This window comes from Streptomyces sp. NRRL S-244 (assembly GCF_000717915.1).
Classification (GTDB): Bacteria; Actinomycetota; Actinomycetes; order Streptomycetales; family Streptomycetaceae; genus Streptomyces.
This window is the reverse complement of the sequence record NZ_JOCX01000012.1, coordinates 177,186-200,114: the sequence shown is the minus strand read 5'-3', so window position 1 is coordinate 200,114 and position 22,929 is coordinate 177,186. Positions and strand designations below refer to the sequence as shown.

The following is a 22,929-nucleotide window of genomic DNA, read 5'->3' as shown; positions in this document are numbered from 1 at the left end:
GTCACTCGTACTCCGTGCCTCCCTTGCGGGTGAGGTAGGCCGGGCTGACGGCCTTGGCCACGGCGCGGCCGCCGACCACCGGGCTGTGGCGCTCCACCACCGGGCGGATCACGACGCCCTCGCGCAGGTGCGTGGACCGGCCGGAGACCGTCTCCCGGCCGGTCGCCAGCTCCAGCACCGTGCCGAGCTCGTACGGCCCCTCGAACAGCCGGGGCACCAAGGGCAGTTCACCGTCCTGGAACAGCTCGTGCGGGTCCAGCCACCGCACCCGCCCGTCGATCTCCGCCGATACGTCGAAGACGGCGTATCCCGGGCCGGTGGCGGCCGTACGGGCGTCCGTACCGTACGCCAGGTCCTGGACGCCCGCGCCGTACACCTCGCCGAAGACGCCGATCCGGGTGGCGCCCAGCCGCTCGGCCAGCTTCGCGGCGACCTCCGGTACGCCGTGGCCGCGTACGGCCCGCCAGTACAGGTTGCGCTCGTCCTCGCGCAGGGCCAGCCCCTTCGAGCCGAAGCCCTTGGAGGAGACCAGCACCCGGCCGCCGTCGACGACGTACGTCAACAGGCAGGCCGTGCCGTGCAGTTTCTCGGTCAGGACGACCGGCTCGCCGGGCTCGAACAGGTCCGGGTAGCGCTGGAGGTTCTCGATGTCCACCCACGGCAGCAGCTCGGGCGCGGACTCCACCTCGCCGTTCATCGTCGTCGGGACGGGCGGCGCCCATTTGGTGATCCCGAGCAGCTCGGCGAAGTCCGTCCCCTCCTCGGCCGCCCGCGCCAGGTCCACATCGGCCAGGGCACGCGGCCGGCACACCAGCCCCTGCGACAGCTCGCCGCGCAGCCGGACCGCCTTGACCCGGTCGGCGGAGCCTCCGGCGAGGCGGCCGGTCAGACCGAGTTCCTCGATCAAGTCGGCCGGGAGGACGGCCTGTTCGGGTATGTAGACGGCGAACTCGCCGGTCCGGTAGGCGCCCTTGGCGACGACGGCCCGGTAGAGGCCCACTTGGGCGAGCTCCAGCGCGTCGGCGTTGGGATGCTCGTGAACGGTCAGCTCTTCGGCGGTGACCCGCAAGGTAGACATGTGCGCAACTCCTCGGCCGGGACGGATGGATGGTGTCGTGTGCACCGGGAGTCCACTGTGCTACCTGGCATTTCTGCTGGTCCAGCCGAAATCCCGGTGTTAGCCTGACGCGCCCCCGCCGCCAACCCGCCAACCCGTCGTCCACCGCCCCGCCGCCCCCGTGCAGGAGGTCCCCGTGCCACGTCGTCCGGTCACCGTCGTCACCGGAGGCAGCAGAGGAATCGGCGCCGCGACCTGCCTGCGCCTGGCCGCGGACGGCCATGACGTGGTGCTCGGCTATCTCCGCGACGACGCGGCCGCCGATGCCGTCGCGCAGCGCGTACGGGCGGCCGGCGCACGCTGCCTGACCGTACGCGGCGACACCTCCGACGAGTGCGGGGTGGAGCGGCTCTTCGACATCGCCGGGGCGGAGTTCGGCGCGGTGACCGGGCTGGTGAACAACGCGGGGGTGACCGGCCCGCTCGGCCGGCTCGCCGACACCGCGACCGAGGATCTGCGGCGCGTGGTCGAGGTGAACCTGCTCGGCTACCTGCTGTGCTGCCGCCGCGCCGCCCGGGACATGGCGGAAGCGGGCGGCGGGGCCATCGTGAACGTGTCCTCGGCGGCCGCCACGCTCGGCAGCCCCGGCGACTACGTCCACTACGCGGCGACCAAGGCCGCCACCGACGCCCTGACGGTGGGGCTGTCGAAGGAGCTCGGCCCGGACGGGATCCGGGTCAACGCGGTGGCGCCCGGCATCATCGAGACCGGCATGCACGCCGCGATGGGAGACCCCGGACGACCGGCACGGGCGGCCGGCGGGATCCCCCTCGGGCGGGCCGGGCGGCCGGAGGAGGTCGCGGGGGCCGTGGCCTGGCTGCTGTCCCCGGACGCCTCGTACACGACGGGCGCCGTCCTGCGGATCTCGGGCGGCCGCTGACGCCGCCGTCAGCCTCCGAAGGCCGCCCGCGTGGCCGGGCCGTAGACCCCGGGCTGGTCGCCCTTGATGTCCCGGTCGCGCTGGAGCTGGGCGACCCCGCGCTTGGTCTGGCTGTCGTACTCGCCGGTGACCGAGACGTACGTGAACCCCTGCTCGTAGAGCCGCTCCTGGAGGGCGCGCACCTCGGGCCCGCGGTCGCCCATCCGCAGCGTCCCGGAAGCCCCCGAGGACGGCGGCCCGGACGGGACGCCCGGCGGCGCCGGCTTGGAGGTCTGCCCCGCGGAAGGCCCCGCCGCTCCGGGTCCCGGTCCCGGTGCGGATGCCGATGCGGCCGCCGAGGGCGCGGAGGCCCGTACGGAGCCCTCGGGCGAGGGACCGGCGTCGGCCCCGGCTCCGGGGCTGCGCGCCGGGAGCACCGGAACGGACAACTCCGGCGCTTTCACCGCCCGCCGGGGCTCCGGGTCGGGTCCGCTCAGCAGGAACACCGTCCCGCCGGCCGCGGCGAGGGCGAGCGCGAACAGGGCCGAGGCCACCAGCGGAACCCGGCTGCCGCGCTCCCGCCCGGAACCGGCCGGCTCGGGATCGTCGTCACGCCGGGGTTCGGGCGCGCGGAACGACACGGGGACGGGCCCGGTGTGCGGCCAGGCGGGGGTCGTCGCCCGGGACGGCCGCCCGGAGGGGGCGACGTACGGGCGCACGAACAGGCGGTCGTCGGGCGCGCCTGCGCTCTCGTCGGAGTGGTGGGACACGGTTGTCTCCCGGCGGGGGTGGGGACCGGCGCGGCGGTGCGGTGTCGGCCCCCACCCTGCCGGTCAGGCCCTGCGCCGCCGCGCGACCAGGACCATGCCCGTGGGGGTGCCCGGCTGAAGGGCGCCTCCCGCTGTCATGGGGTCAAGCGAATCGCGGACCGGTGCGAACATATGAGATATCTCCGAAGTGCAGGTCATGCGGTGGTTCTTGAGTGCTTGATCGGCGCACTCTTTCCTCCCTGGACGGCCCGGGTCAAGCCGGGTGTCCACATTGCCCCATCCGTCCGTTCCGCTTGTCGGCCCCGGTAGCCCTCGGCATCCGGACCGTGACGATCAGGGCGCCCGGGCCGACTCCGCTGCGGGCTCCGCAGGGGGGCTCTGCTGCGGGCTCCGCAGCCGACTCCGCTGCCGCTTCACCCGGACGCGTGAGTGCGGGCCGACGGGCGGGCCGCGGTACGGCATGGTGGTCGGATGCAGTTACGCCGGGCCCTGCCCCTGTCCCTCGTCGCACTGCTCGCGAGCACCGGCTGCGTCTCCGTCGGCCCGGACGTGGCCCCGGCTCCGGCGCGCGGTACCTCGGCGCCCGCAGACGCGCAGGACACGCCCGAGGCGCCGCCCGCCCCCGACCTGCCGCCGGGTCCCCCGGAGTCCCTGCCCCTGCCGCTGGGGCGGCTCCCCGGGCCACCGGCCGATCCCCCGGGCCGGGCCGCCCCGGAGCGGCCGCCCGCCGTACGCGGTGCGAAACCGCCCGCGGCGCCCCGCCGGGCGCACCCGCCCAAGCCCGCGCCGCCGCGCACCCCGCGGCAGCCGGCCCCGCCGCGGCTGCCCCGCCCGGACGAGCTGTGCGCGGCCGCCGAGGGCGCCGTACCGCCCTCCATCGTGGATCTCTGCATCCGGCAGTATGGCCGCTGACCAGCAGACATCGCTCAGGACTTGACCCTCCCCCCGTGTCAGGGCCTGCACTGGAGGACGTCATGTTCACCATCGGAGACTTCGCCAAGCACGGCCGGGTATCGGTCCGCATGCTGCGCCACTACGACGCCATCGGACTGCTGCGCCCGGCGCGTGTCGACCCCGCCAGCGGCTACCGCTACTACGAGGCCGGGCAGCTCGCCCGCCTCAACCGCGTCATCGCGCTCAAGGAGCTCGGCTTCAGCCTGGACCAGGTGGGGTCGATCCTCGACGAGCGGCTGGGCGCGGAGGAGTTGCGCGGCATGCTCCGCCTGCGCCGGGCGGAACTGGAGTCGGCCGCGGCCGCCGCGGCGGCCCGGCTGACCCAGGTCGAGACGAGGCTCCGGACCATCGAGAGCGAGGGATCCATGTCCACCGTCGACATCGTCGTCAAAAGCCTCCCGCCCGTCCGGCTCGTCGAGCTGACCGGGGTCGCGGGGAGCTACGAACCGCAGGACATCGGGCCGGTCATCGGCCCGCTCTACGACGAGCTCTGCCGCCGGATCGAGGCCGCCGGGGTGGTCCCGACCGGCCCGGGGATCGCCTACTACGAGGACGCCCCGGGCGCGGAGCCCGGCGCCGTCCTCGTCCATGCCGGGCTGCCGGTGGGGGCCTCGGTGCGCGCCGAGGCACTCGGGGGCGCGGTACGCGTGGTCGAGCTGCCCGGGGTCGAGCGGGCCGCGACCGTGGTGCACCGGGGTTCGATGGACGCCGTCCTGCCCACCGCCCAGGCGCTCGCGCGCTGGATCGACGCGAACGGGCACCGCTCGGCGGGCTACGCGCGCGAGCTGACCCTCGCCTGCCCGGAGGACCGGACCCAGTGGGTCACGGAACTCCAGGAGCCGCTCGCGCCCGTCGGGTAGGAGCTGTCGGGCCGGTCCGCACCCCGTTGGACGACGGCGGGGCGGCGGCAGGGGCGGGCCGTGCGCTGTCGGGCCGTGCGCTGTCGGGCCGTGCGCAGGCGGCGCATCGTGGCGTGGCCGCGGCGGCGCCACTCGGCTCGGGGCAGGCCCGCCCGCTGGCCGCCGCCGGTGATGAGGGCGTTGACCGGGGTGTGCGGGTCTGCCGCGATGCCCTTGGCCACCAGGACGCCGACCACGAGCGGGACCAGGGCCACGGCCAGGGCGGAGCCGGCGGAGGTCACGTGCTGCATGCGGCGCGGGCGGCCGGCGGCGGCGTCTTCGAAGGTCATGCCCGTATTCGATCAGCGGCGGGGTCGCGGGGAATCGGGGCGGATACTCAGGTCGTTGGGTGTGAGGTACTCAGACCGTACCGAGGGAGGTGGTGGGTGGTGACGGCTTCCTTCGAGCCGGCGACCGGCGACGGACCGGAGCGGTCCGCCACGGCGGCGCGGGCGGCCGAGGTCCGGACGGCGTACGAGGGCCTGCTGCAGATCCGCCGCCTGGTGAACGGGCGGGCGGGGACGGCGGTTCCCGCCCCGTGGGAGCTGCGGCAGATGCCGCGCGCGGTGGCCCTCGTACTGGAGGCCGCGGGCCTCGCGCCGTCGGCGGTGGACGCGGAGGGCCGTCGTACGCGGACGGGGTACCGGGTGGCGCCCGGCCCGTCCGGGGGCGCGGCCGTGGAGGTGACCTGGCTCGGCCCGCCCGGCGGCGGCGCGGCAGAGGCGGAGCAGGAGCGGCTGACGGCCTGCGCGGCCGCGCTGGAACCCCTGGGCTGGGGCTGTCTGCTCTACCGGGGGCCGCGCCGACGCCGCTTCCTGGAGGTGGAACCGCCGCGCTGACGGCCCGGCGCAAACCGGCCCGGCCCGCATCCGCGGAAATGCGGTTCCCGGAATCCCGCCGCACCGGGCACACTCGCCCGATGGGCATGCTCGACGCAGCGGCGGACCGCATCGGCCGGGGCGAGACCGTGGAGTTCCGGCCGGCCGGCGACTCGATGGTCCCGCTGATCCACAGCGGACAGCGCGTCCGGGTCGCCCCGGTCGCCCCCGCGCTCGTCGGGCCCGGCAGCGGCCGCCTGGAGCTCCTCCCCCTGGGCGTCGAGCACGCCGCGGAGATGGCCCTCGTCCTGGGCGATCCCGTACTGCACGAGTTCATCGGCGGCGCCCCGCTCCCGGCCGGCGCGCTGCGCGAGCGCTACGCCCGGCTGGCGGCCGGGTCCGCGGACCCCGCGGTCGTGTGGTGCAACTGGGTGCTGAGGCTGCGCGGGGACGGGCCGCTGGTGGGGACCGTACAGGCCACCGTCACGCCCGACCGGGACACGGCCGAGCTGGCCTGGGTGATCGGAACGCGCTGGCAGGGCCGGGGCTTCGCCACCGAGGCGGCCCGGACGGTCACGGCATGGCTGGCGTCACTCCCCATCGGGCTGCTGGTCGCGCACGTCCACCCGGACCACCACGCCTCGGCGGCGGTCGCCGCGGCCTGCGGCTTCGCCCCGACCCCGCACCGCGAGGACGGCGAGATCCGCTGGGAACACCGCCCGCCGGCCCCGCCCGTCACCGGCGTCCGGCGGCCCGGTGGGCACCGGCGCGTTCAGGCGTAGCGCTCGGCCAGGGCGGCGACGGTGTCCGCGAGGGCGCGGCGGAGTTCGGGTGGGGCGAGGACCTCGGCTTCGGTGCCGAGGCGGAGCAGGTCTCCGACCGCGACGGCCTCGGAGTCGACCTCCAGGTCGACGCGGATCCAGCCCTCCGGGTCCCCGGGTTCGGCCGGGGCGGCGCCGTCCAGCGCCCGTACGCCGGCGGCGCCGAACTGCATCGGGAGCAGCCTGCTCCCGCGCGGGGACAGCAGCAGCCGGGCGGTGCCCTGCCGGGTCGCCGCCTCCATCCGGCGTGCGGACTCCGCCCAGTACGCGGCGAGTTCGAAGCCGGCCGGACGCTCGAAGCCCTCCCCGGAGGTGTCCACGGCGAGGAACCGCGAGACCCGGTAGCTGCGTACGCGCTCGTCGGCGGCCCGCGCCACCAGGTACCAGATGCCGCCCTTGAGGACGAGGCCGAGGGGGTGCAGCGGGCGCCCGGCCCGTTCCTGGCCGCTCCAGCGGCGGTAGTGGGTGAGCAGTACGCGCTGGTCCCAGACAGCCTGGGCGATCCGCGCGAGGTGCGGTACGGGGTCGGCGTCGCGGAACCAGGCCGGGGCGTCCAGGTGGAAGCGGTCCTGGAGCTGGCGGGCCCGTTCGGCGAGGGCGGCGGGCAGCGCCGCCTGGAGCTTGAGCTGGGCGGCGGCCAGATCGGCGCCGAGGCCCAGATCCTGCGCGGGCCCGGGCGCACCCGCCAGGAAGAGGGAGCCGGCCTGGGCGCCGGTGAGGCCGGTGAGCCGGGTGCGGTAGCCGTCCATCAGCCGGTAGCCGCCGGCCGGTCCGCGGTCGGCGTGGACGGGGACGCCGGAGGCGCCGAGGGCCTCGATGTCCCGGTAGACGGTACGGACCGACACCTCCAGCTCGGCGGCCAGTTCGGGTGCGGTCATCCGGCCGCGGTTCTGCAGCAGGAGGAGCAGGGAGAGGAGCCGGTCGGCGCGCATGGGGCCATTGTGGCCGGGATCCGGGATACCTGACAGAAGGTGTCAGGTATCCCGGACAAGCTGTTCTCGTGTCGGGGGGACCGAGCCCGCCCGGCCGTCAACCAGGAGGTCCTCCATGTCCGCCCGCACCACCACCACCGGCCGTTTCACGTTCGCCGACTGGGAGGAGCAGCCGATCGGTTCGGCCGACTCCACCCCGCGCCTGGCCCGCTCGACGGTCGTCAACGCCTTCACGGGCGGCATCGAGGCCGGGGCGACCAGTGTCGGCTACACGATCACCTACACCGGGGAGGGCACGGGCTTCTACACCGGCCTCGAGCTGCTGTCGGGCGCCGTCGACGGCCGGAAGGGGGCGTTCGTCCTGGAGGAGCGCGGCACCTTCGACGCCGCCGGCACCAGCTGCACGTTCGAGGTGGTCCCCGGTTCCGGGTCGGGCGAGCTGGCCGGGCTCTCGGGCTCGGGGGCGTTCACCTACCGCCACGGCGACACGTCCGTCGCGTACGAGTTCACCTACACCACGGCGTAGCCGGCCTCAGGGGGCGCGGACCGCATCGGCCCGCGCCCCCGTCCCCTTGCGTCCCGTCAACCGCGGCTACGGCCACGGCCGCGGCTACCGCTACGGCGCGCCGAAGGTCAGCGTCAGTTGCGGCGTGCCCTCGTTCGCCGTCGCCTCGGAGGACCACAGCCACAGCGCGTCCGTACCCGGGCTGGTCAGCGCCAGGCCGTAGCCCGTACCGAGTGCGCCCGCGAGGGCGGCCGTGCTCAGCCCGGTGGTGTGCACCGCCGAACCGTCCGGGACTCCGGCGAAGCTGCCGAGGGCCGGAGTACCCGTGGCGGGCCGGTTGTTGTAGGTGGTGCCCGCCTCCGTCCACGGACCGGTGACCGGGACCACCGAGACCGTGTCCGCCGTACCGGCCCCGCTCATCGTGCTGGTCTTCACGCTCAGGGAGGCCGACTTCAGCACGGTGCCCGCGGGCGCGGTGGGCAGGTTGAAGCGCAGGTAGCTCGTGTACAGCGAGGTGCCCCGTACGGCGAGCGAGGACGAGCTCCCGTAATTGCCGTCCGGTGCGCCCGCGTTGGCGTACGTGTCCTCGGCGGCCTGCACCTGGACGACCGAGTCGGCCGGGGCGGTGGCCAGGGCGTGGTGGTTCTGCACCTGGGCCGCGCTCAGGACGCTCGGGTAGACGGCCGTCTCGTCGAGTTGGCCGGCCCAGAACTCGCTGGTCGGGCGGTCCGGCCAGCCGCCGAGGCTGTCGCCGCCGGCGTGCCAGTAGCCGGCGTAGTTCTCGTGCGTGGTGACGGCCAGGGTGCCCTTCTGCGCGCCGTCCACGTAGAGGACCATGCCGCCCGGCCCCTGGGTGGCGACGACGTGGTGCCACTGGTTGTCGTTGTAGGCGGCGCCGGTGGTGATGGTGCGGGTGGCTCCGGTGTACACGCCGTAGACGAGACGCCCGTCATTGGTCATGTAGACGTGCTTGTCGTACTGACTGCTGCCGCGCACCTGGTTGTTGCCGAAGCCGAAGAGCTTGCCGCCCCGGGTGGTGTTCGTCTTGAACCAGGTCTCGATGGTGTAGCTGCCGCCGATGCTCTGGCGCAGGTCTCCGTAGACCCGGTTGTCCATGCCGTTGAAGCCGATCGCCGTGCTCGCGCCCGAGACCGCGCCGGGCGTCTGGCGCAGGGCGGGGGCGTTCAGGTGCACGCCGTTCTGGTTGCCGCTTCCGGAGGAGTCGGCGGCGTTCGGCAGGGAGGCGTCGTCGTAGCGCCAGAACAGCTGGGCGCCGTCCGCGCGCACCTGGTTGGGGTACGCGTCGACCGAGGTCGGCACGGTCACGCTCGCGGTCGCCGACAGGGCGCTGGTGTTGCCGGCCGCGTCGGTGGCCGTCACCCGGTACGTGTACGACTGGCCCGCGGCGACGGTCGTGTCGGTCCAGGAGGCCTGCGGGCGCTTGAAGAAGAGCGAGTCGGCCGTGACCGTGGCGATGGGCGTGCCCGCGCCGTTCCGGTAGATCCGGTACGTCAGCGCGCTGTCGTCCAGGTCGAGGCTGGTGCGCCAGCGCACCTGCACCTCGCCGGGTTTGAAGCTCGCCGCGGTCGCGACGGGCACGGTGGGCGCGCCCGCGTCGCCGGTGGACGCGAAGCGGGTCAGGCTCTGCTGCGCGGAGCCGTTGACGGTGGTGAACTCGCCACCGACCCACAGGTACCGGACGCCGCCCTTGGAGCCGACCGCCATCACGCGCGGGCCGATGCCCTCGCCGATGCCGTCGTTGGTGTCGGGGGCCCAGCCCAGCTTGCCGACGCTGGTCGTCGGCTGCGCGAGCAGGTGGTGGCGCTGCCCGTCGGGGTACTCGCCCACGCTGGAGCAGTCGTGCGCGTGCGAGGCGCTGTACAGCACGTTCTGGTACGGGAGCACGGCCTGCGTGGCGCCCAGGCAGGTGTCGCGCCAGCGCTGGTTGAAGTCACTCAGGTTGAGCGCGATCCGGCCGTCGAAGACGCCGCCGCCGGTGCCTTCGTGGCCGGTGTAGAACCCGGTCGCGTCGGTCGCGATGTCCTTGACGACGGAGTTGGTCTCGATGAAGCCGGGGTAGCTCTTGGTGAGCGCGCCGCTGGTGGAGTCGACGACGGCCAGCGCGTGCGTGTTCGTGCCGTTGACGGTGAAGAAGTCGCCGCCGAGGACGACGTTGCCGCCGTCGGGGGTGACCTCGACGGCGCGGCCGGGCTCGTCGGCGTCGGCCCGGAAGGGCCGTAGCGCGCCGTCGGCCGCGTCGACGGCGGCGAAGCGCTCGCGCGGCTGGCCGGCGACGGTGAGGAAGTCGCCGCCCGCGTAGACGGTGTCGTCGGTGACGGCCAGGGCGCGCACGGTGGCCGCGAAGGCCGGGCGGAAGGAGGTCTTGACGGTGCAGGTCGCCACGTCGATGGCGGCGAGGCTGGAGACCGGGGTGCCGTTGACGGCGCCGAAGTAGCCGCCCGCGTACAGGGTCTGCTTGTCCGGGGAGAGGGTGAGCGCGCGGACGGTGGCGGTGCCGCCGCCGACCGTGAACGAGAGGTGGCAGGAGGTCGGGGCGCCGGTCGCGGCGTCGAGTGCGGCGAAGTTCACCGCGGGCTGCTCGGCGGCGCCGGAGCCGTCGCCGTCGGGAGGACGCACGGCGGAGAAGGTGCCGCCGACGAACACCGTGCCGCCCGCCTCGGCGAGGGCCCAGACGACGCCGTTGGGCTGCCAGGTGGACAGTGCGTCGGCGGTGAAGGCCACGGGCGGGGTGACGGCCGCCGCCTGCGGGACGAGGCCGAGGCCTATGCCCGCGCCGGTCCCGGCCAGGGACAGGGCGAGAGCGGCCGCGAGCCCTCTGGATCTACGCATGAACCCCCCAGTTCGGTGTCACTGTGCGGTGATGGCCGAAAACAGGCGTACAGCCGTTCGCGACCGTGCGTACGGGCGCACCCTAAGCCCCTTTGCGGAGCCGTTCACCCCACTTGACGCATCGGATGCCAAATCGGCGGAGTCGGCGGCCGCATATCCTTCCCGCCATGATCACTTCCACTGAACCGATCGGACTCGTCATATTCGACTGTGACGGGGTACTCGTCGACACCGAGCGGATCGCGGCCCGGGTGAACGTCGCCCTGGGCGCGGAGCTCGGCTGGCCGCTCACCGAGGAGGAGGCGATCCGCCTGTTCATCGGCCGGTCCAGCGCCTCGAACCGGGAGACGGTCGCCGGCCGGCTCGGCGCGGAGGCGGCCCGGGAGTGGGAGGAGCGCTTCGCACGGATGCACGCGGAGGCGGTGGACGCCGGGCTCACCCCGGTCGACGGCCTGCCCGAGGCGCTCGACGCGATCACCCTGCCGGCCTGCGTCGCCTCCAGCGGAACCCACGAGAAGATGCGGCACACCCTCGGCCGCACCGGACTGTACGAGCGGTTCGCGGGCCGCATCCACAGCGCCACCGAGGTCGCCCGCGGCAAGCCCGCCCCGGACCTCTTCCTGTACGCCGCCCGGCGCATGGGCGTCGCCCCGTCGGCCTGCGCCGTGGTCGAGGACAGCCGCCCGGGCGTCGAGGCGGCCCGCGCGGCGGGCATGCGCTCCTTCGGCTACGCGGGCGGCCTGACCCCGGCCGCCCACCTCGCCGGCCCGGGCACCGTCCTCTTCACCGACATGCGCGACCTCCCGGACCTGCTGGCCGGTGCCGGTGCCGCTCCCGGCGCCGACGGCGGTCGCTGACGCCGCCGGCCTCGTCGGCGGACGGGTCAGGCGGGCGGCAAGGGGCGGCACAAGAGGGCTGCCGGGCCCGGGCGGGAGGCGGCACGGGTGGTGAAGGCGATGCCCGCCGCGTACTCGGAGGGCAGGCACTGGCCCTTGTAGTCGCCGTACGCGAACTCGCCGCCGGCGGTGCCGGGCGGGCGATTGTCGCCGCGGTCGAACCAGAGCGTGCGGCCGCCCGCCGGAAGGGTGGTCCGGCTCGGCGCGCACAGGGCCGCCGAGACCCGCTCACCGCGCAGGCTGTACCCGATCAGGAACTGGCCCGCCGGGCACTGGAACTTCGTATAGCCGGTGGCCCAGTCGCCGCCCTGCGGGACGTACGCCTCGTCGCGGACCACGGTGTGCCCGCCCGTGGCGGCCCGCAGGTCGGAGGTGCCGCACAGGCCTCGGCCGCCCGTGTGCCCGAGTCCGGCCAGCCGGGAGCCGTCGGGGCAGACCGCCTTGCGGGCCCCGCCGTCCCAGTCGCCGGTGGCCCGCGTGAGCAGCGAGGCGTTGTGGTCGCGGTGGTCGGTGGTCAGCTGGTACCAGGCGGGGGTGGCGGGGATCCGGCCGGAGCGCCCGGGGGTGCCGGCGAGGGCCGTCCACGGCTGCGTGCGCCAGTCGGCCGCGTCGAGCACGCCGGACCTGCGGCCGGCGGCGTCGTAGCGGAGCATCGCCCAGGAGTCGCCGCCCGGGGCGCCCTGGGCCGTGGTGCTCCAGCCGACGAGCGGCCAGTACGCGAAGTCGGCGTCGACGGCGTTCAGATGGCCGGTCAGGTTCTGGAACCAGGCGCGCGGGAGCGCGCCCGTCTCGTCGGCGCCGATGCCGAACTCGCTGACCCAGACGGGTGCGGTGAAGTGGGTGCCGGTTTCGGCGGAGACGTAGAAGGCCTGGTCGTAGAGGGTCTGTTCGAGCTGGGCCCGGCTCATGTCTTGGTAGCGGGGGTCGTGGGTCTCACCGAGGCCGGTCGCGCCGCTGTGGTGGGGGCCGGTGTACCCGTAGAAGTGGGCCGAGTACACGAGCTTGTTGGAGACGACGAGGGTGTGGGACAGGGTGCGTACGGGGGTCAGGGTGGGGCGGCCGTGCGGGAGGCCGTCCAGCGGGATGCCGGTCCAGTTGATGCCCTCGACCACGATGAGCAGGTTCGGGTTGGCCTCGGCGAGGATCCGGTCGCCCGCCTCCTGGGCGGCGGCCTGCCAGTCGTGGCCGTCGCCGAGACCCCAGTTGGGGTCGTCGAGGGTGTCGCGGCGGACCTCGTTGTACAGGTCGGCGCCGACCACGCGCGGGTTGTCGCGGTAGCGGCGGGCCAGGAAGACCCAGTCGTCGGCCCACTGGGCGGTGGTCCGGCCGCTGTTCCAGCGCTCGTTGCCGTCGAGTCCGCAGCACCAACGGGTGGTGACGGTGTGGTTGTTGAGGATGACGGCGAAGCCTGCGTCGGTGAGCGCGGCGACGACGGCGTCGTAGACCTGGAGCGGGGTGCGGCCGCGCAGCGCGGGGTTGGCGGCGACGGCCGCGTCCGGGACGGGGGCGGTGGTGCGGAGCATCTCGTTGGAGAAGGGCAGGCGGATGCTGTTGAGGCCGAGGGCCCGGAAGTCGGCCAGCAGGGTGGGCAGCGCCACCCGGTCCAGGCCGATCGGGATGCCATTGGAGTTCTGGCCGGCGTGATGGGTGGCGGGGTCGTTGCGGTCGCCGCTGCCGTTCCAGGAGCCCTGGGCGCCGTCCCAGTTGCCGGAGCGGAGCCGGAAGCGGTTGCCCTGCGCGTCGACGATGTAGCGGCCGCGGGTGGACAGCGGCGGGGTCCAGGCCTCGGCCGGGGACGCGGGCGCGGCCGGCGCGGCCTCGGCGGGCGTCGGTCCGGCCACCGCCGGCAGGACCCCCGCCAGCAGCAGGAGGGCGCCGCACAGCGCACGGATGAGGCTCTTCATGTCGCTCCTGGCGGATCGGGCAACGGACGGATGCCGCGGCCAAGTTACCGGCCGGTCGCCGACCATGGAACCCACGCGGGCACCGACTTTCCCACCACCGCCCGCACCGGTCGGCTCGGGCCCGGCTCCCGGCCGGGCCGGCGCCCGGGCCGGTTCCCCAGGTGTGGCCACCCTGGCGAAACGGCCCCGCGCGGGGCCGTCAGCGCCTACCGTGCCCTGGGGGGACGGGACCGTACGGGAGGGTGGGGCGGATGGACGAAGAAGAGGACATGCGGCTGGCGAGGATGACGCCGGAGATCTCCCGCCGCACCCTGACGATGCTGCGCGGGCTCGCCGGGCTGGAGCCGCCGGAGCAGGTGCCCGAGGACGCGATGATCGTCGCCGACGCGATCCTGGCCGAGCACGGCACCGACGGGCTGCGCGTCCTGGTGATGACCCTGGCGGCCTGGGCCACGGCGCAGATCGAGAACGTCGCCGAGCTGAGCCGTCGCAGCCACGAGGCGGTCCTCGACGCGATGGAGCTGGCCTGCCTGGAGGCCAACGCCGAGGAATGACCCCTCGCAGGGCGCCACCGGCCGACTTCGGGGAGTCGGCCGCCGGGGCCGCGGAACGCGTGTGCGGGGCCGCCCGCGGGGTACTCGAACAACCGGGTGATGCGCCGCGCCCGGATTCGTCCGGGTGTCGGTCACACTGGGGGTAACGGGGGGCCCTGATCGGAGGCCGTCGTGAGCACACCTTCCCCCATCCGAATCGCCGCCGTCCTCTCCGCCGAATACCGTGGGCGGCTGATGTCCCAGGCCCGCGAGGTCAATTTCCCCGAGGGCGCGAGGATCTTCGAGGAGGGCTCGCGCGCCGAGTCCTTCTGGATCGTGCGATCCGGCACGGTGACGCTCCAGATCCCGCTGCCCACCCGCCGGCCCGCCCCCGTCGAGAACCTCGGCCCCGGGGAACTCGTCGGCTGGTCCTGGCTCTTCCCGCCGTACACGTGGCAGCTGAGCGCCGAGGCGATGACCCCGGTGCGCTCGTACGAGTTCGACGCGACCTCCGTACGCATGCTGATGGACGCCGATCCCGCCTTCGGCTCCGCCATCGGGCACTGGGTCGGGCGCGTGCTCGCGCTGCGGCTCCAGCAGACCCGGACCCGGCTGATCGACCTCTACGCCCCCCGCATCGCGACGGCCCGCTAGCCCGCCGCCAGCGGCCCCGGACGGAGACCCGGCAGGCACCCCGGGGCGGAACCGGAACCACCCTGGGACCGGCCCGGGACCGGCCCGGAACCGCCCCCGGGAATGTTTCAGCGCGTGTGTTCGGCCGTTTCGGCGGTCCGCTCCCCCACAGGTCAGCACGCCTCGCACCGCTGCGGTCTGCATACATTCACTTACGATCGGTGACGAAAAATGGGGGTGCGAACGGGCGTTCACGGTCCGTGTCGGCAAGACTCCTGTCCGCTATCCGAAGCAACCACTCAAGGGAGTTCGAAATGCGGTCCATCGCAAAGGGTCTCGGCCTCGGTTCCGCCGCCATGGCGCTCACCGCTCTCACGGCCCTGGCCTGGCCCGGAGCTGCCGACGCCGCACCGTCCGGTGCGGAGAGCCTGTACGCGCCCTCCGCCCTCGTCCTGAGCATCACGGCCGGGGAGGACACCACGTACGGCACGGTGATGCGCGCCGTGACGCTCGTCTGCGCGCCGACCCCGGGCGGGACGCACCCGTCACCGGCCGCCGCGTGCGCCGAACTGCGGGCGAATTCACACCAGTTGGATGCGGTCGCCGCGCCCGGCCCGGGCGTCGACTGTACCCGGGAGTGGAACCCGATGACGGTGACCGCGGACGGGGTGTGGCAGGGCCGCCGGCTGAGCTACTCGTACACCTTCGGCAACCCGTGCGGTCTGCGGCACACCAGCGGCGCGCTCTTCGGCTTCTGACCCGCCACGACGCGACCGGCCGGGCGGCGTCGTGCGACCGCCGCCCGGCAACCAGCGACCGGCAACCCCGCGTCCGTCAGCCCAGTTCGAGGCTCGTCACCCCGTACAGCCCGGCCAGTTCCACCTCCGGGGCCGGCCCGGTGTACATCCGGGCGGCCTCGAACGAGGGGGCCAGCCCCAGGCCGGCCAGCAGGGCGGTGGCCGCCGGATTGGCGTCGGGCACGTCCACGGCGACCACCCCGTCGGGGGTGTGCTCCGCGAGCCGGTGCAAGAGCGCGGCCGCGACGGCCGGGGTGGAGGCGTACAGCGGGCCGATCCGGGAGGCCCCGCTGCACGGGCGGATCACCCCGAGGCCCTCGATCCGGCCGTCGCGGACGGCGGCGAGGGCGGTACGGCCCGGCAGCCCGGTCCAGGCGGACAGGAACGCGTCGCGCGACGCGGGGAAGAACCGGCGGTCGTAGGCGGCGAGCAGCCCGAAGGGCAGCGACGCGGCGTCGACCACCTCGGACCCGGCGGCGCCGCCACGCGAGCCGTTCGGCTGCGGGACGCCCTCGTGGCGGACGTTGTTCCAGGCCGGACGGAACCCGGACTTGCGGTAGTTGTCCTGCTGGTCGACCACCCCGTCCAGGCCGACGAGCCGCCCGTCGAGCCGCTCCATCCCGGCCTGCCACAGCCGCATCCCGTAGCCCCGTCCGCGGAAGGCGGGGCGGGCGATGTAGAAGCCGATGAACCCGAAGGCGGACCCGTACCGCACGGCCGAGATGCAGGCCACCGGCTCTCCGCCGATCCGGCCGACGAGGAAGCCGGCCGGATCGGCGACCGCGAACGCGAAGCGGTCGGAGTCGCCCGGGTTCCACCCCTCCTCGTCGGCCCAGCGGCGGATCAGTTCCATGTCGGCGGCGCTCGCGCCGCCGATCTCGAATCCTGTCATGTCCGGTGTTGTACCAGACGGCGTACGGGCGGTCAGCCGGCGCAGATCACGTCGTCGAGCTTGATCGGCCGGGAGTCGAGGCGCACGTACGCGGTGAAGGTGTCCGGCTGGCCGGCCCCCCAGTGGGTGGTGACGGTGGCCCAGCCGACCCCGGCCGACTGGGCGACGGTGACCGGGCCGACCGCGATCTCCCAGGGCTCGTTCGAGGGCTCCTTCTGGGCGCAGAGCAGCACGTCCGAGCTCGGGGCGTGCGCCTGCTTCTCCTTGAGCTGCTGCGAGACCCGCTGGTCACGGTCTCGCGCCGAGGGGCCGTGGTGGCCGTAGAAGGAGGTGAGGAAGGCACTGATCTCGGAGCCGGTGTGCCGGTGGCGGGCGCCGACCGGGGCGGGGTCGGCGGGGTCGGCGGCGGCGATGGCGGGGGTCGGGGCCGACAGCGCGAGCAGGGTCAGCAGCAGGGCACCGAGGCTGTACGGGGTGTTCTTCATGCGGCATGTGTAACCACCGCGCGTCTTCACGGGCAGGGGTGGGCCGCGGATCTCACTCCTGTGGGGGGCGGGATTCACCGCAGGAACACCCCTCTCGGACCCGCCGCCCTTCAATACGGTCGCGGGTCCGGACCGACCGTACGTAGCGTCGGGGACATGGGGAAGCCGCTCGTCGCAGTGTTCAGTGGGGCCGGGATGTCCACCGACTCCGGGATCCCGGACTACCGGGGGCCGCAGGGTTTGTGGCGCCGGGACCCCGAGGCCGAGAAGCTGGTGACGTACTCGTATTACATGGCGGATCCGGAGATCCGGCGCCGCTCCTGGCTGATGCGCGCCGAGGTCGGGGCCCTGGGGGCGCAGCCGAATGCCGCGCATCTGGCCGTTGCCGAGCTGGAGCGCACGGGCACCCCGGTACGGGTGATCACGCAGAACGTGGACGGACTGCACCAGCTCGCCGGGATGCCGCCGCGCAAGGTGTTCGAGCTGCACGGGACCGCCCGGTCGGTGGTCTGCACGGCCTGCCACGCCCGGTCGGGGATGGACGAGGCGCTGGCTCGGGTCGCCGCCGGGGAGCCGGATCCCGCCTGTCAGGTCTGCGGCGGGATCCTCAAGTCGGCGACCGTGATGTTCGGCGAGCGGCTCGACCCCCAGGTGCTGGCGCAGGCCGTGGCCGTGGCCGTGGGCTGTCACGTGTTCATCGCCGTCGGTACGACGCTCCAGGTACAGCCCGCCGCCTCGCTGGCCGGGATGGCCGCCGAGGCGGGGGCCCGCCTGATCATCGTGAACGCCGAGGAGACCCCGTACGACTCCCTCGCCGACGAGGTGGTCCGCGAGCCGATCGGGACCGCCCTCCCGGCTCTGCTGGCCCGCATCACCGCGGGCGGCGACGAGGCCTAGTCGGCGTCGGCCGCCCTGCGCATCTCCGCCACGTCCAGCTTCTTCATCTTCATCATGGCCGCGGTGGCGCGGGCGGACCGGCCCGGGTCCGCGTCGTTGAGGAGGTCGATGGCGCCGGGCGGGATGACCTGCCAGGACACCCCGAACTTGTCCTTGACCCAGCCGCAGGCGGATTCCTGGCCGCCGTCCTTCGTCAGCTCGTCGTAGTAGTAGTCCGACTCCGACTCCTCGGCGCAGTGGATCTGGAACGAGATCGCCTCGGTGAACGGGAACTGCGGGCCGCCGTTGAGGCCGATGAACTTCTGGCCGTTGATCTCGAACTCGACGACCATCACGTCACCGGCCTTGCCCGGTCCCGCCTCGTTGTAGTAGCCGGTCCGCCCGATCTTCCCGTCCTTGAAGACGGACACGTAGTAGTCGGCGGCGTCCGCGGCGTCGCCGTCGAACCACAGACACGTGGTGAATCCGTTGCTGCTGCTCATGACTGCCTCCAGGCGGGTGCGTGGTCGAGTCCGTGCGGTGGGGCACCGTCTCGTTCCTATACAGACCGGCCCCGGGCCCGAAATTCATCGGTGGGCCCGGGGCCGGTCGGCAACGCTTCCTGAATGCACTCCGACGGCTTACACCGCCGGCTTGGCCGCCATGGAGAGCATCCGGTCGACGACGCGCTCGGCGGCGCCGCCGTCGTCCAGGTCGCAGAACTCGGCGCGGAACGCGGCCCGCGCCTCCTTGAACTCCGCCCCGACCGCGTCCGCGCCCCGTACGGCCTCGATCAGGCTCGCCGAGTCCGCCAGCAGCGGGCCGGGGGCCTTCGCCTCCAGGTCGAAGTTGAAGCCGCGCAGCGTGGTCCGGTAGTGCTCCAGGTCGTACGTGAAGAGCAGGATCGGCCGGTCGGTGAGCGCGAAGTCGAACAGCGCCGAGGAGTAGTCCGAGATCAGGACGTCGGCGACGAGCAGCAGGTCGGTCGCGTCGGGCCAGCGGGACACGTCGACGACGAACCCGTCGCGCACGTTGTCCCGTACCTGCTCGGTCACGTGGTGGTGGCCGCGGACCAGCAGGACGTGGTCCTCGCCGAGCTCGCGCCGCGCCGCGTCCAGGTCGATCTGGAGGTCGAGCTTGTAACCGCCCGACCAGCCCTCGCGGTTCTCGCGCCAGGTCGGCATGTAGAGGACGACCTTCTTGCCCTCGGGCAGGCCGAGCCGGCGGCGGACCTCGGCGATCCGCTGCGCGTCGGGCTTGACGAGCGCGTCCGTGCGCGGGCTGCCGGACTCGATGACCTCGCCCTGGTAGCCGAGGGCGCGCTTGAGCAGCGGCGTCGCGTACGAGCTCGGGGAGGCGAGCAGCGACCACTGGGCGCTGTCGTGCTCCAGCGCCTCCAGGATCTCGGGGCTCGTGTAGTAGTCGTGGATGAAGTCGTGGCCGATCTCCTTGATCGGCGTCCCGTGCCAGGTCTGGACGACGATCTGGCCGGCGCGGCGCTGGAAGCGCTGCGGCACGCTGTCGTTCACGACGTAGTACCGGGCCCGGGCCAGGACCTCCCAGGCCTCGGTGCTGTCGTACTGCACGGCGCGGGCGGTCGGGGGGACCTCGGCGCGGCCGTCGCGGACGAGCCAGACGTGGTCCAGCTTCTCGCCGCGGCGCAGCAGCTCCTCGTGGATGGCGCGGGGCGAGTCGCCCGCTCCGTTCCCCTGGTGGGTGTCGTAGACGACGATGTCCTTGACCGGCAGGGCGCGCTGCGCCGGGTAGGTCTCGTAGCGGGTGACGCGCTGGGCGTACCGGGTGCGGTCGTGCGGGCTGAGCAGCGGGTCGGCGACGAGCACCATGCGGTCGTAGAAGCGGGCCTCGACCCGCATCCGGCGGCCCTCGACGGTGATCGCGTGCGGTCCGGCGTGCAGGGCGGTGGGCGCGAGCTGCACCGGGGCGCCGCGGTCGACACCGAGCAGGCCCGCGGTGGTGCCGGCCTGGGCGACCGGGCGCAGGGTGGGCCACCAGCGGCCCTTCGGCAGCGTGGTGCGGCCGGCGTAGGCCTCGGGGAGGACGGGCTCGAAGACGGCTTCGAAGCGGTCGCCGTCCCGGGTGACGGGATAGCTGAACTCGGTGCCGTGCGCGTCGTGCAGGACCAGCTCGTACGGCTCGTCGGCGGGCGCGACGAACCGGCCCTTGACCGTGAGGGTGCCGTCCTGGCCGGTGACCGAGTCGACGAGCGGCGGCGAGGGCTGCACGGAGAGGGTCAGGTGTCCGGTGTTGCCGCGCTTGGCGAAGAGGGCGCGGCCGGTGTCCCCACCGGTCAGCGGCACGACCAGGCCGGCGAATCCGCCGCGCTCGTCGTGCGCGAGGCGGTGCTCGGAGCCGTCGGCGCCGATCACCGTCAGGCTCCACGGCTCGGGGGCCCACTCGCCGGGCTCGACATCCGCGTCCGGTACGGCGGCCAGCTCGGTCAGCGGTACGCGGACGGTGAACGGGATCCGGCCGGCGCCGCCGGAGCCGCTCGCGGCGGCGGTCTCGATCGGGAAGGTGAGGACGGCGGCGGTGGAGACGTGCTCGGCGCGCAGGGTGGCGCCGGCGCCGATCTCGGCGGCGAGCTCGCCGACCACCTCGACGGCGTCCTCGCCGGCCCGGCGGACGTCGAGGGCGCGGGCCCGGACGGTCTCGACCTGGATGGTGAGGGCGCCGGTGGCGTTCGGGACGATGCGGACGTCCGGGGTCACCCAGTGGGCGGGCGGGTTCTGGCCGGAGTCGGACTCACCGCCCTTGAGGCGGGCGCGGTGCAGGCCGCCGGCGCCGGTGACGGCGACGGAAGTGGTCCATATGCCGTCGCTCCACTTGCCGCCCGACTGGAAGGCGGTGGGGTCGACGACGGCGGTGAAGCCGGCCCAGTCGGCGTGCCGCAGCGCGAGGTGCGCGGCGTTGACGGTGGCCATCGGGGAGGCGACCGTACGAGCGCTGACGACGGTACGGCGGCGCTTGCCCCCCTCGCGGAAGACGAGCATCTTGCGCGAGCCGAGGCGGCTCTCCGCGCCGAGGTGGCCGGGGAGTGCGTAGCCGCGCAGGAGCAGCTTGCCGTCGCTCCAGACGGCCTGCTCCAGGCGGCTGACGACGCGGCGCTCGCGCGGGCCGAGGGTGAGGATCTTGGCGGGGACCGGCGGACGGCCGTGCAGGAACGGGTAGTCGGCCTGCGGGCGGGCCAGCCCCTTGACGGGGACGCTGTACGAGTAGTCGCTCTGGTGCTTCGTGAGGGCGATGAAGTCCTCGACGCGGCCTTCGCGGGCCAGGTACGCCTTGAGGCGGTCGGCGACGGTCAGGTCGGACCAGGGGCCGGTGCCGATCTCGCGGACGAGGCCGCCGACCTCCTTGACGAAGGCGGCGCGGAAGTCGGCTCCGCCCTCACCGACGTACTTGTAGATGAGCGGGAGTTCCTCGCTCAGCACGTTGTAGTCGTAGTCGCGCAGGTAGCGGGCGTACTTGGCGCCCTCCTTGGCCTTGAGCGACTCGCGGACCAGGCGGACGGAGGTGACGCGGTCGATCAGGGAGACCGGGTCGGTGGAGCGCTGGGTGATGGAGCGCTCGCCGGTCTCGCGCACGCGCCAGTGGTAGACGCAGTCGCTGATGATGTCGACGCTGGACGCGAAGTAGTGCGCGGGGATGCTGACGGGGGCGTCCTCGTAGAGGATGCCCTCGGGGTACTGGAAGCCGTGCTCGTCCCAGAAGCTGCGCCGGTAGACCTTGTTCCACGCGGTGCGGTCGGTGACCAGCGCCGGGAACTTGGAGATGTGGGTCTTGAGCTGCGTCTTGGCGAAGGCGGCCCGGTGGCCCCAGGACTGCTGCATGCCGACGGAGCGGAAGCGCTTCACGTTGCCGCCGGCGAAGTCCGAACCGGTCTCGTCGAGGGCGGCGATCAGGCGCTCGTACGCGTAGTCCGGCATCGTGTCGTCACTGTCGACGAAAGCCAGGTACTCGCTGTCCTTGGCGGCGTGGCGGGCGCCCACGTTGCGGGCGGCGCCGAGTCCGGCGTTCTCCTGCATGACGACCCGGAACCGCTTGTCCCGCGCCGCGAAGGCCTTGGCGATGACGGCACTGGTGTCGGTGGACCCGTCGTCGACGAGGATGCACTCGAAGTCGGCGAACGTCTGGGCGGCAATGGACTCCAGGCACTCGTCGAGATAGAGCTCGACGTTGTAGACGGGGACGACGATGCTCAGGCGCGGGGGCATGGGTGGCGGGTTCTCCAGCGTTTCAAGCTATTTCGATGATCAGGTGATGAGAGCATCCTACTCGGTAACAGGATGATAAAGTCCCCCCATCCTGGACATACGCCCCATGCCCCCCGGGGCGGACGGCAAAGAATTCAGCCGCCCGCCACCTCGGCGTCGGAGTCCGACCGAACGTCTGCTCAGACTTCGAGCTCTGCTTCGATCTTCGTGAGCTGGTGCCGGGCCATCGCGAGGTTGGCCCGGCCGCGGTCGAGCGCGAGGTAGAGGAAGAACCCCTTGGAGTCGCGGCTCTTCATCAGCCGGATGAGGTGGTACTGGGTGCCGAGGGTGATCAGGATGTCCTCGATCTCGTCCTTGAGGCCGAGCATCTCCATGGTGCGGACCTTGGCGCGGACCACGTCGGTGTTGCCGGCCGCGGCCACCGTGAGGTCGAGGTCCTTGCCGCCGCCGATGGTGCCGAGGGCCATGCCGCTGCCGTAGTCGACCAGGGCCGCGCCGATCGCGCCGTCGATGGTGGCGAGGGTTTCCTTGAGTGCGGTTTCCACGTTGGCCATGAGTGGCTCCTCATTCTTTCTCTGGGTTTGTTACGGATTTCAAGTGGTCTTCTGGCGTTTGCACGATTCACGCCCGGTCTGCACCGACTACGCCTGGTCCGTACGAATATGGACCGGCGGAACCTGAGGGACCGGCGGAACCTGCCGGACCTGCGGTACCTGCGGGACCTGAGGGCCCTCGGGGCCGCGGCGCCCGAGGACGTGGTCGATGAGCTCGGCGATGCGGAGGCTGGAGCGGCGGGCCTCCAGGTGGAGCCGGCCCACGTTGACGCGGGGCTCCGCGATCAGGGTGAGGACGGCGGCGTCCCCGGCCGCGTAGGTGGCCACGTATCCGTGTTCGCCGCGTATGAGGAGTTCGCGGAATCCGCCCTGGCCGGTGGTGTCGCTGAGCCGCTGGGCCACGCCGAGGGCGGCGGCGGTCAGTGCCGCGACGGACTCCACCTCGGTGGCGGCGCTGTCCTGCGCGAGGACCAGGCCGTCGGCGCTGCCGGCGAGGGCGCCGGTGAGCTGGGGGACCCGGGCGCGCAGCCTGCGGAGCTCGGCGAGTATGTCGGCTTCGGCCTCGGGGGGCACCATCGCCGTGCTCATGTCGGCCTCTCTCC

The 22,929-nt window shown here is 73.5% G+C and carries 23 protein-coding genes; 11 read left to right on the top strand and 12 right to left on the bottom strand.

Going from position 1 to position 22,929, the window contains the following annotated elements:
• Nucleotide 1: 1 nt before the first annotated feature.
• The gene (locus IF02_RS0117400; protein WP_030157894.1) at nt 2-1,078 is read right to left on the bottom strand and encodes an RNA ligase (ATP); all 1,077 of its coding nucleotides are present in this window, start codon (nt 1,076-1,078) and stop codon (nt 2-4) included.
• A gap of 175 nt (nt 1,079-1,253) precedes the next feature.
• Here IF02_RS0117400 and IF02_RS0117395 point away from each other — a divergent pair, with 175 nt between their 5' ends.
• Entirely contained in the window at nt 1,254-1,997 is a 744-nt protein-coding gene (locus IF02_RS0117395; protein ID WP_030157892.1) for an SDR family NAD(P)-dependent oxidoreductase, read from the top strand.
• 8 nt (nt 1,998-2,005) lie between these two features.
• Here IF02_RS0117395 and IF02_RS33165 read toward each other — a convergent pair whose 3' ends face one another.
• Nucleotides 2,006-2,746: a peptidoglycan-binding domain-containing protein gene (locus IF02_RS33165; RefSeq protein ID WP_051696284.1), complete on the bottom strand. Its 741-nt coding sequence runs from the start codon at nt 2,744-2,746 to the stop codon at nt 2,006-2,008.
• Between the two features lie 471 nt (nt 2,747-3,217).
• On the opposite strand from IF02_RS33165, the gene IF02_RS34395 reads away from it, so the two are divergent.
• Nucleotides 3,218-3,658, top strand: a complete 441-nt coding sequence (locus tag IF02_RS34395; protein ID WP_030157888.1) for a hypothetical protein — start codon at nt 3,218-3,220, stop codon at nt 3,656-3,658.
• A 62-nt stretch (nt 3,659-3,720) separates the two neighbouring features.
• A complete protein-coding gene (locus IF02_RS0117380) occupies nt 3,721-4,560 on the top strand; it encodes a MerR family transcriptional regulator (protein ID WP_030157886.1) in 840 nt (279 codons plus the stop codon).
• Here the strand turns inward: IF02_RS0117380 and IF02_RS35555 are convergent.
• Nucleotides 4,473-4,889 (bottom strand): hypothetical protein, encoded by a 417-nt coding sequence (locus tag IF02_RS35555; RefSeq protein WP_234318237.1) that lies wholly within the window; start codon nt 4,887-4,889, stop codon nt 4,473-4,475. The genes IF02_RS0117380 and IF02_RS35555 overlap by 88 nt on opposite strands.
• 96 nt (nt 4,890-4,985) lie before the next feature.
• Between IF02_RS35555 and IF02_RS0117370 the strand changes: the two genes are divergently transcribed.
• A complete protein-coding gene (locus tag IF02_RS0117370; RefSeq protein ID WP_030157882.1) occupies nt 4,986-5,438 on the top strand; it encodes a hypothetical protein in 453 nt (150 codons plus the stop codon).
• 80 nt (nt 5,439-5,518) lie between these two features.
• Nucleotides 5,519-6,199, top strand: a complete 681-nt coding sequence (locus tag IF02_RS0117365) for a GNAT family N-acetyltransferase (RefSeq protein ID WP_420708165.1) — start codon at nt 5,519-5,521, stop codon at nt 6,197-6,199.
• Here IF02_RS0117365 and IF02_RS0117360 read toward each other — a convergent pair.
• Complete coding sequence (locus IF02_RS0117360) at nt 6,190-7,170, bottom strand: helix-turn-helix transcriptional regulator (RefSeq protein ID WP_030157878.1); 981 nt, start codon at nt 7,168-7,170, stop codon at nt 6,190-6,192. The two genes, IF02_RS0117365 and IF02_RS0117360, sit on opposite strands and share 10 nt — an antisense overlap.
• Nucleotides 7,171-7,285: 115 nt before the next feature.
• Between IF02_RS0117360 and IF02_RS0117355 the strand changes: the two genes are divergently transcribed.
• A complete protein-coding gene (locus IF02_RS0117355; protein ID WP_030157876.1) occupies nt 7,286-7,696 on the top strand; it encodes a DUF3224 domain-containing protein in 411 nt (136 codons plus the stop codon).
• Between the two features lie 90 nt (nt 7,697-7,786).
• On the opposite strand, the gene IF02_RS0117350 is transcribed toward IF02_RS0117355, so the two are convergent.
• Nucleotides 7,787-10,525, bottom strand: a complete 2,739-nt coding sequence (locus IF02_RS0117350) for a DNRLRE domain-containing protein (protein WP_030157874.1) — start codon at nt 10,523-10,525, stop codon at nt 7,787-7,789.
• Nucleotides 10,526-10,692: 167 nt separating this feature from the next.
• Between IF02_RS0117350 and IF02_RS0117345 the strand changes: the two genes are divergently transcribed.
• Nucleotides 10,693-11,382 carry an HAD family hydrolase gene (locus IF02_RS0117345; RefSeq protein WP_030157872.1) on the top strand — a complete coding sequence of 230 codons (690 nt, stop codon included), beginning with the start codon at nt 10,693-10,695 and terminating at the stop codon, nt 11,380-11,382.
• A gap of 26 nt (nt 11,383-11,408) precedes the next feature.
• On the opposite strand, the gene IF02_RS0117340 is transcribed toward IF02_RS0117345, so the two are convergent.
• Nucleotides 11,409-13,325, bottom strand: coding sequence for a glycoside hydrolase family 5 protein (locus IF02_RS0117340; protein ID WP_030157870.1), 1,917 nt, complete (start codon nt 13,323-13,325; stop codon nt 11,409-11,411).
• A 251-nt stretch (nt 13,326-13,576) separates the two neighbouring features.
• Between IF02_RS0117340 and IF02_RS0117335 the strand changes: the two genes are divergently transcribed.
• The 3 genes from IF02_RS0117335 (at nt 13,577) to IF02_RS0117325 (ending at nt 15,249) form a co-directional block, all read left to right on the top strand.
• On the top strand, nt 13,577-13,879 hold the full coding sequence (locus IF02_RS0117335) for a hypothetical protein (RefSeq protein WP_030157868.1): 303 nt from the start codon (nt 13,577-13,579) through the stop codon (nt 13,877-13,879).
• A 171-nt stretch (nt 13,880-14,050) separates the two neighbouring features.
• Nucleotides 14,051-14,512 carry a cyclic nucleotide-binding domain-containing protein gene (locus tag IF02_RS0117330; protein WP_030157866.1) on the top strand — a complete coding sequence of 154 codons (462 nt, stop codon included), beginning with the start codon at nt 14,051-14,053 and terminating at the stop codon, nt 14,510-14,512.
• A gap of 293 nt (nt 14,513-14,805) precedes the next feature.
• Complete coding sequence (locus IF02_RS0117325; protein ID WP_030157864.1) at nt 14,806-15,249, top strand: SSI family serine proteinase inhibitor; 444 nt, start codon at nt 14,806-14,808, stop codon at nt 15,247-15,249.
• 76 nt (nt 15,250-15,325) lie between these two features.
• Here the strand turns inward: IF02_RS0117325 and IF02_RS0117320 are convergent, their stop codons facing one another.
• Both IF02_RS0117320 and IF02_RS0117315 read right to left on the bottom strand, forming a co-directional pair.
• On the bottom strand, nt 15,326-16,180 hold the full coding sequence (locus IF02_RS0117320; protein ID WP_030157862.1) for a GNAT family N-acetyltransferase: 855 nt from the start codon (nt 16,178-16,180) through the stop codon (nt 15,326-15,328).
• Nucleotides 16,181-16,212: 32 nt separating this feature from the next.
• A complete protein-coding gene (locus tag IF02_RS0117315) occupies nt 16,213-16,665 on the bottom strand; it encodes a hypothetical protein (protein WP_030157860.1) in 453 nt (150 codons plus the stop codon).
• Between the two features lie 156 nt (nt 16,666-16,821).
• Here IF02_RS0117315 and IF02_RS0117310 point away from each other — a divergent pair, with 156 nt between their 5' ends.
• On the top strand, nt 16,822-17,562 hold the full coding sequence (locus tag IF02_RS0117310) for an SIR2 family NAD-dependent protein deacylase (RefSeq protein WP_030157858.1): 741 nt from the start codon (nt 16,822-16,824) through the stop codon (nt 17,560-17,562).
• Here IF02_RS0117310 and IF02_RS0117305 read toward each other — a convergent pair.
• The 4 genes from IF02_RS0117305 to IF02_RS0117290 form a co-directional block, all read right to left on the bottom strand.
• Nucleotides 17,559-18,044 carry a VOC family protein gene (locus IF02_RS0117305; RefSeq protein WP_030157856.1) on the bottom strand — a complete coding sequence of 162 codons (486 nt, stop codon included), beginning with the start codon at nt 18,042-18,044 and terminating at the stop codon, nt 17,559-17,561. The two genes, IF02_RS0117310 and IF02_RS0117305, sit on opposite strands and share 4 nt — an antisense overlap.
• Before the next feature lie 138 nt (nt 18,045-18,182).
• Nucleotides 18,183-21,773, bottom strand: coding sequence for a bifunctional glycosyltransferase/CDP-glycerol:glycerophosphate glycerophosphotransferase (locus IF02_RS0117300; protein ID WP_030157855.1), 3,591 nt, complete (start codon nt 21,771-21,773; stop codon nt 18,183-18,185).
• A 179-nt stretch (nt 21,774-21,952) separates the two neighbouring features.
• Nucleotides 21,953-22,327 (bottom strand): hypothetical protein, encoded by a 375-nt coding sequence (locus IF02_RS0117295; protein ID WP_030157853.1) that lies wholly within the window; start codon nt 22,325-22,327, stop codon nt 21,953-21,955.
• Between the two features lie 87 nt (nt 22,328-22,414).
• The gene (locus IF02_RS0117290) at nt 22,415-22,903 is read right to left on the bottom strand and encodes a roadblock/LC7 domain-containing protein (RefSeq protein WP_199809237.1); all 489 of its coding nucleotides are present in this window, start codon (nt 22,901-22,903) and stop codon (nt 22,415-22,417) included.
• Nucleotides 22,904-22,929 lie beyond the last annotated feature (26 nt).

What these genes read in the sequence shown, in the direction of transcription:
- IF02_RS0117400 (WP_030157894.1), bottom strand. Translation starts at nt 1,078, where the DNA reads ATGTCTACCTTGCGGGTCACCGCCGAAGAGCTGACCGTTCACGAGCAT.
- IF02_RS34395 (WP_030157888.1), top strand. Translation starts at nt 3,218, where the DNA reads ATGCAGTTACGCCGGGCCCTGCCCCTGTCCCTCGTCGCACTGCTCGCG.
- IF02_RS0117380 (WP_030157886.1), top strand. Translation starts at nt 3,721, where the DNA reads ATGTTCACCATCGGAGACTTCGCCAAGCACGGCCGGGTATCGGTCCGC.
- IF02_RS35555 (WP_234318237.1), bottom strand. Translation starts at nt 4,889, where the DNA reads ATGACCTTCGAAGACGCCGCCGCCGGCCGCCCGCGCCGCATGCAGCAC.
- IF02_RS0117365 (WP_420708165.1), top strand. Translation starts at nt 5,519, where the DNA reads ATGGGCATGCTCGACGCAGCGGCGGACCGCATCGGCCGGGGCGAGACC.
- IF02_RS0117360 (WP_030157878.1), bottom strand. Translation starts at nt 7,170, where the DNA reads ATGCGCGCCGACCGGCTCCTCTCCCTGCTCCTCCTGCTGCAGAACCGC.
- IF02_RS0117355 (WP_030157876.1), top strand. Translation starts at nt 7,286, where the DNA reads ATGTCCGCCCGCACCACCACCACCGGCCGTTTCACGTTCGCCGACTGG.
- IF02_RS0117350 (WP_030157874.1), bottom strand. Translation starts at nt 10,525, where the DNA reads ATGCGTAGATCCAGAGGGCTCGCGGCCGCTCTCGCCCTGTCCCTGGCC.
- IF02_RS0117345 (WP_030157872.1), top strand. Translation starts at nt 10,693, where the DNA reads ATGATCACTTCCACTGAACCGATCGGACTCGTCATATTCGACTGTGAC.
- IF02_RS0117340 (WP_030157870.1), bottom strand. Translation starts at nt 13,325, where the DNA reads ATGAAGAGCCTCATCCGTGCGCTGTGCGGCGCCCTCCTGCTGCTGGCG.
- IF02_RS0117335 (WP_030157868.1), top strand. Translation starts at nt 13,577, where the DNA reads ATGGACGAAGAAGAGGACATGCGGCTGGCGAGGATGACGCCGGAGATC.
- IF02_RS0117325 (WP_030157864.1), top strand. Translation starts at nt 14,806, where the DNA reads ATGCGGTCCATCGCAAAGGGTCTCGGCCTCGGTTCCGCCGCCATGGCG.
- IF02_RS0117320 (WP_030157862.1), bottom strand. Translation starts at nt 16,180, where the DNA reads ATGACAGGATTCGAGATCGGCGGCGCGAGCGCCGCCGACATGGAACTG.
- IF02_RS0117315 (WP_030157860.1), bottom strand. Translation starts at nt 16,665, where the DNA reads ATGAAGAACACCCCGTACAGCCTCGGTGCCCTGCTGCTGACCCTGCTC.
- IF02_RS0117310 (WP_030157858.1), top strand. Translation starts at nt 16,822, where the DNA reads ATGGGGAAGCCGCTCGTCGCAGTGTTCAGTGGGGCCGGGATGTCCACC.
- IF02_RS0117305 (WP_030157856.1), bottom strand. Translation starts at nt 18,044, where the DNA reads ATGAGCAGCAGCAACGGATTCACCACGTGTCTGTGGTTCGACGGCGAC.
- IF02_RS0117300 (WP_030157855.1), bottom strand. Translation starts at nt 21,773, where the DNA reads ATGCCCCCGCGCCTGAGCATCGTCGTCCCCGTCTACAACGTCGAGCTC.
- IF02_RS0117295 (WP_030157853.1), bottom strand. Translation starts at nt 22,327, where the DNA reads ATGGCCAACGTGGAAACCGCACTCAAGGAAACCCTCGCCACCATCGAC.
- IF02_RS0117290 (WP_199809237.1), bottom strand. Translation starts at nt 22,903, where the DNA reads ATGGTGCCCCCCGAGGCCGAAGCCGACATACTCGCCGAGCTCCGCAGG.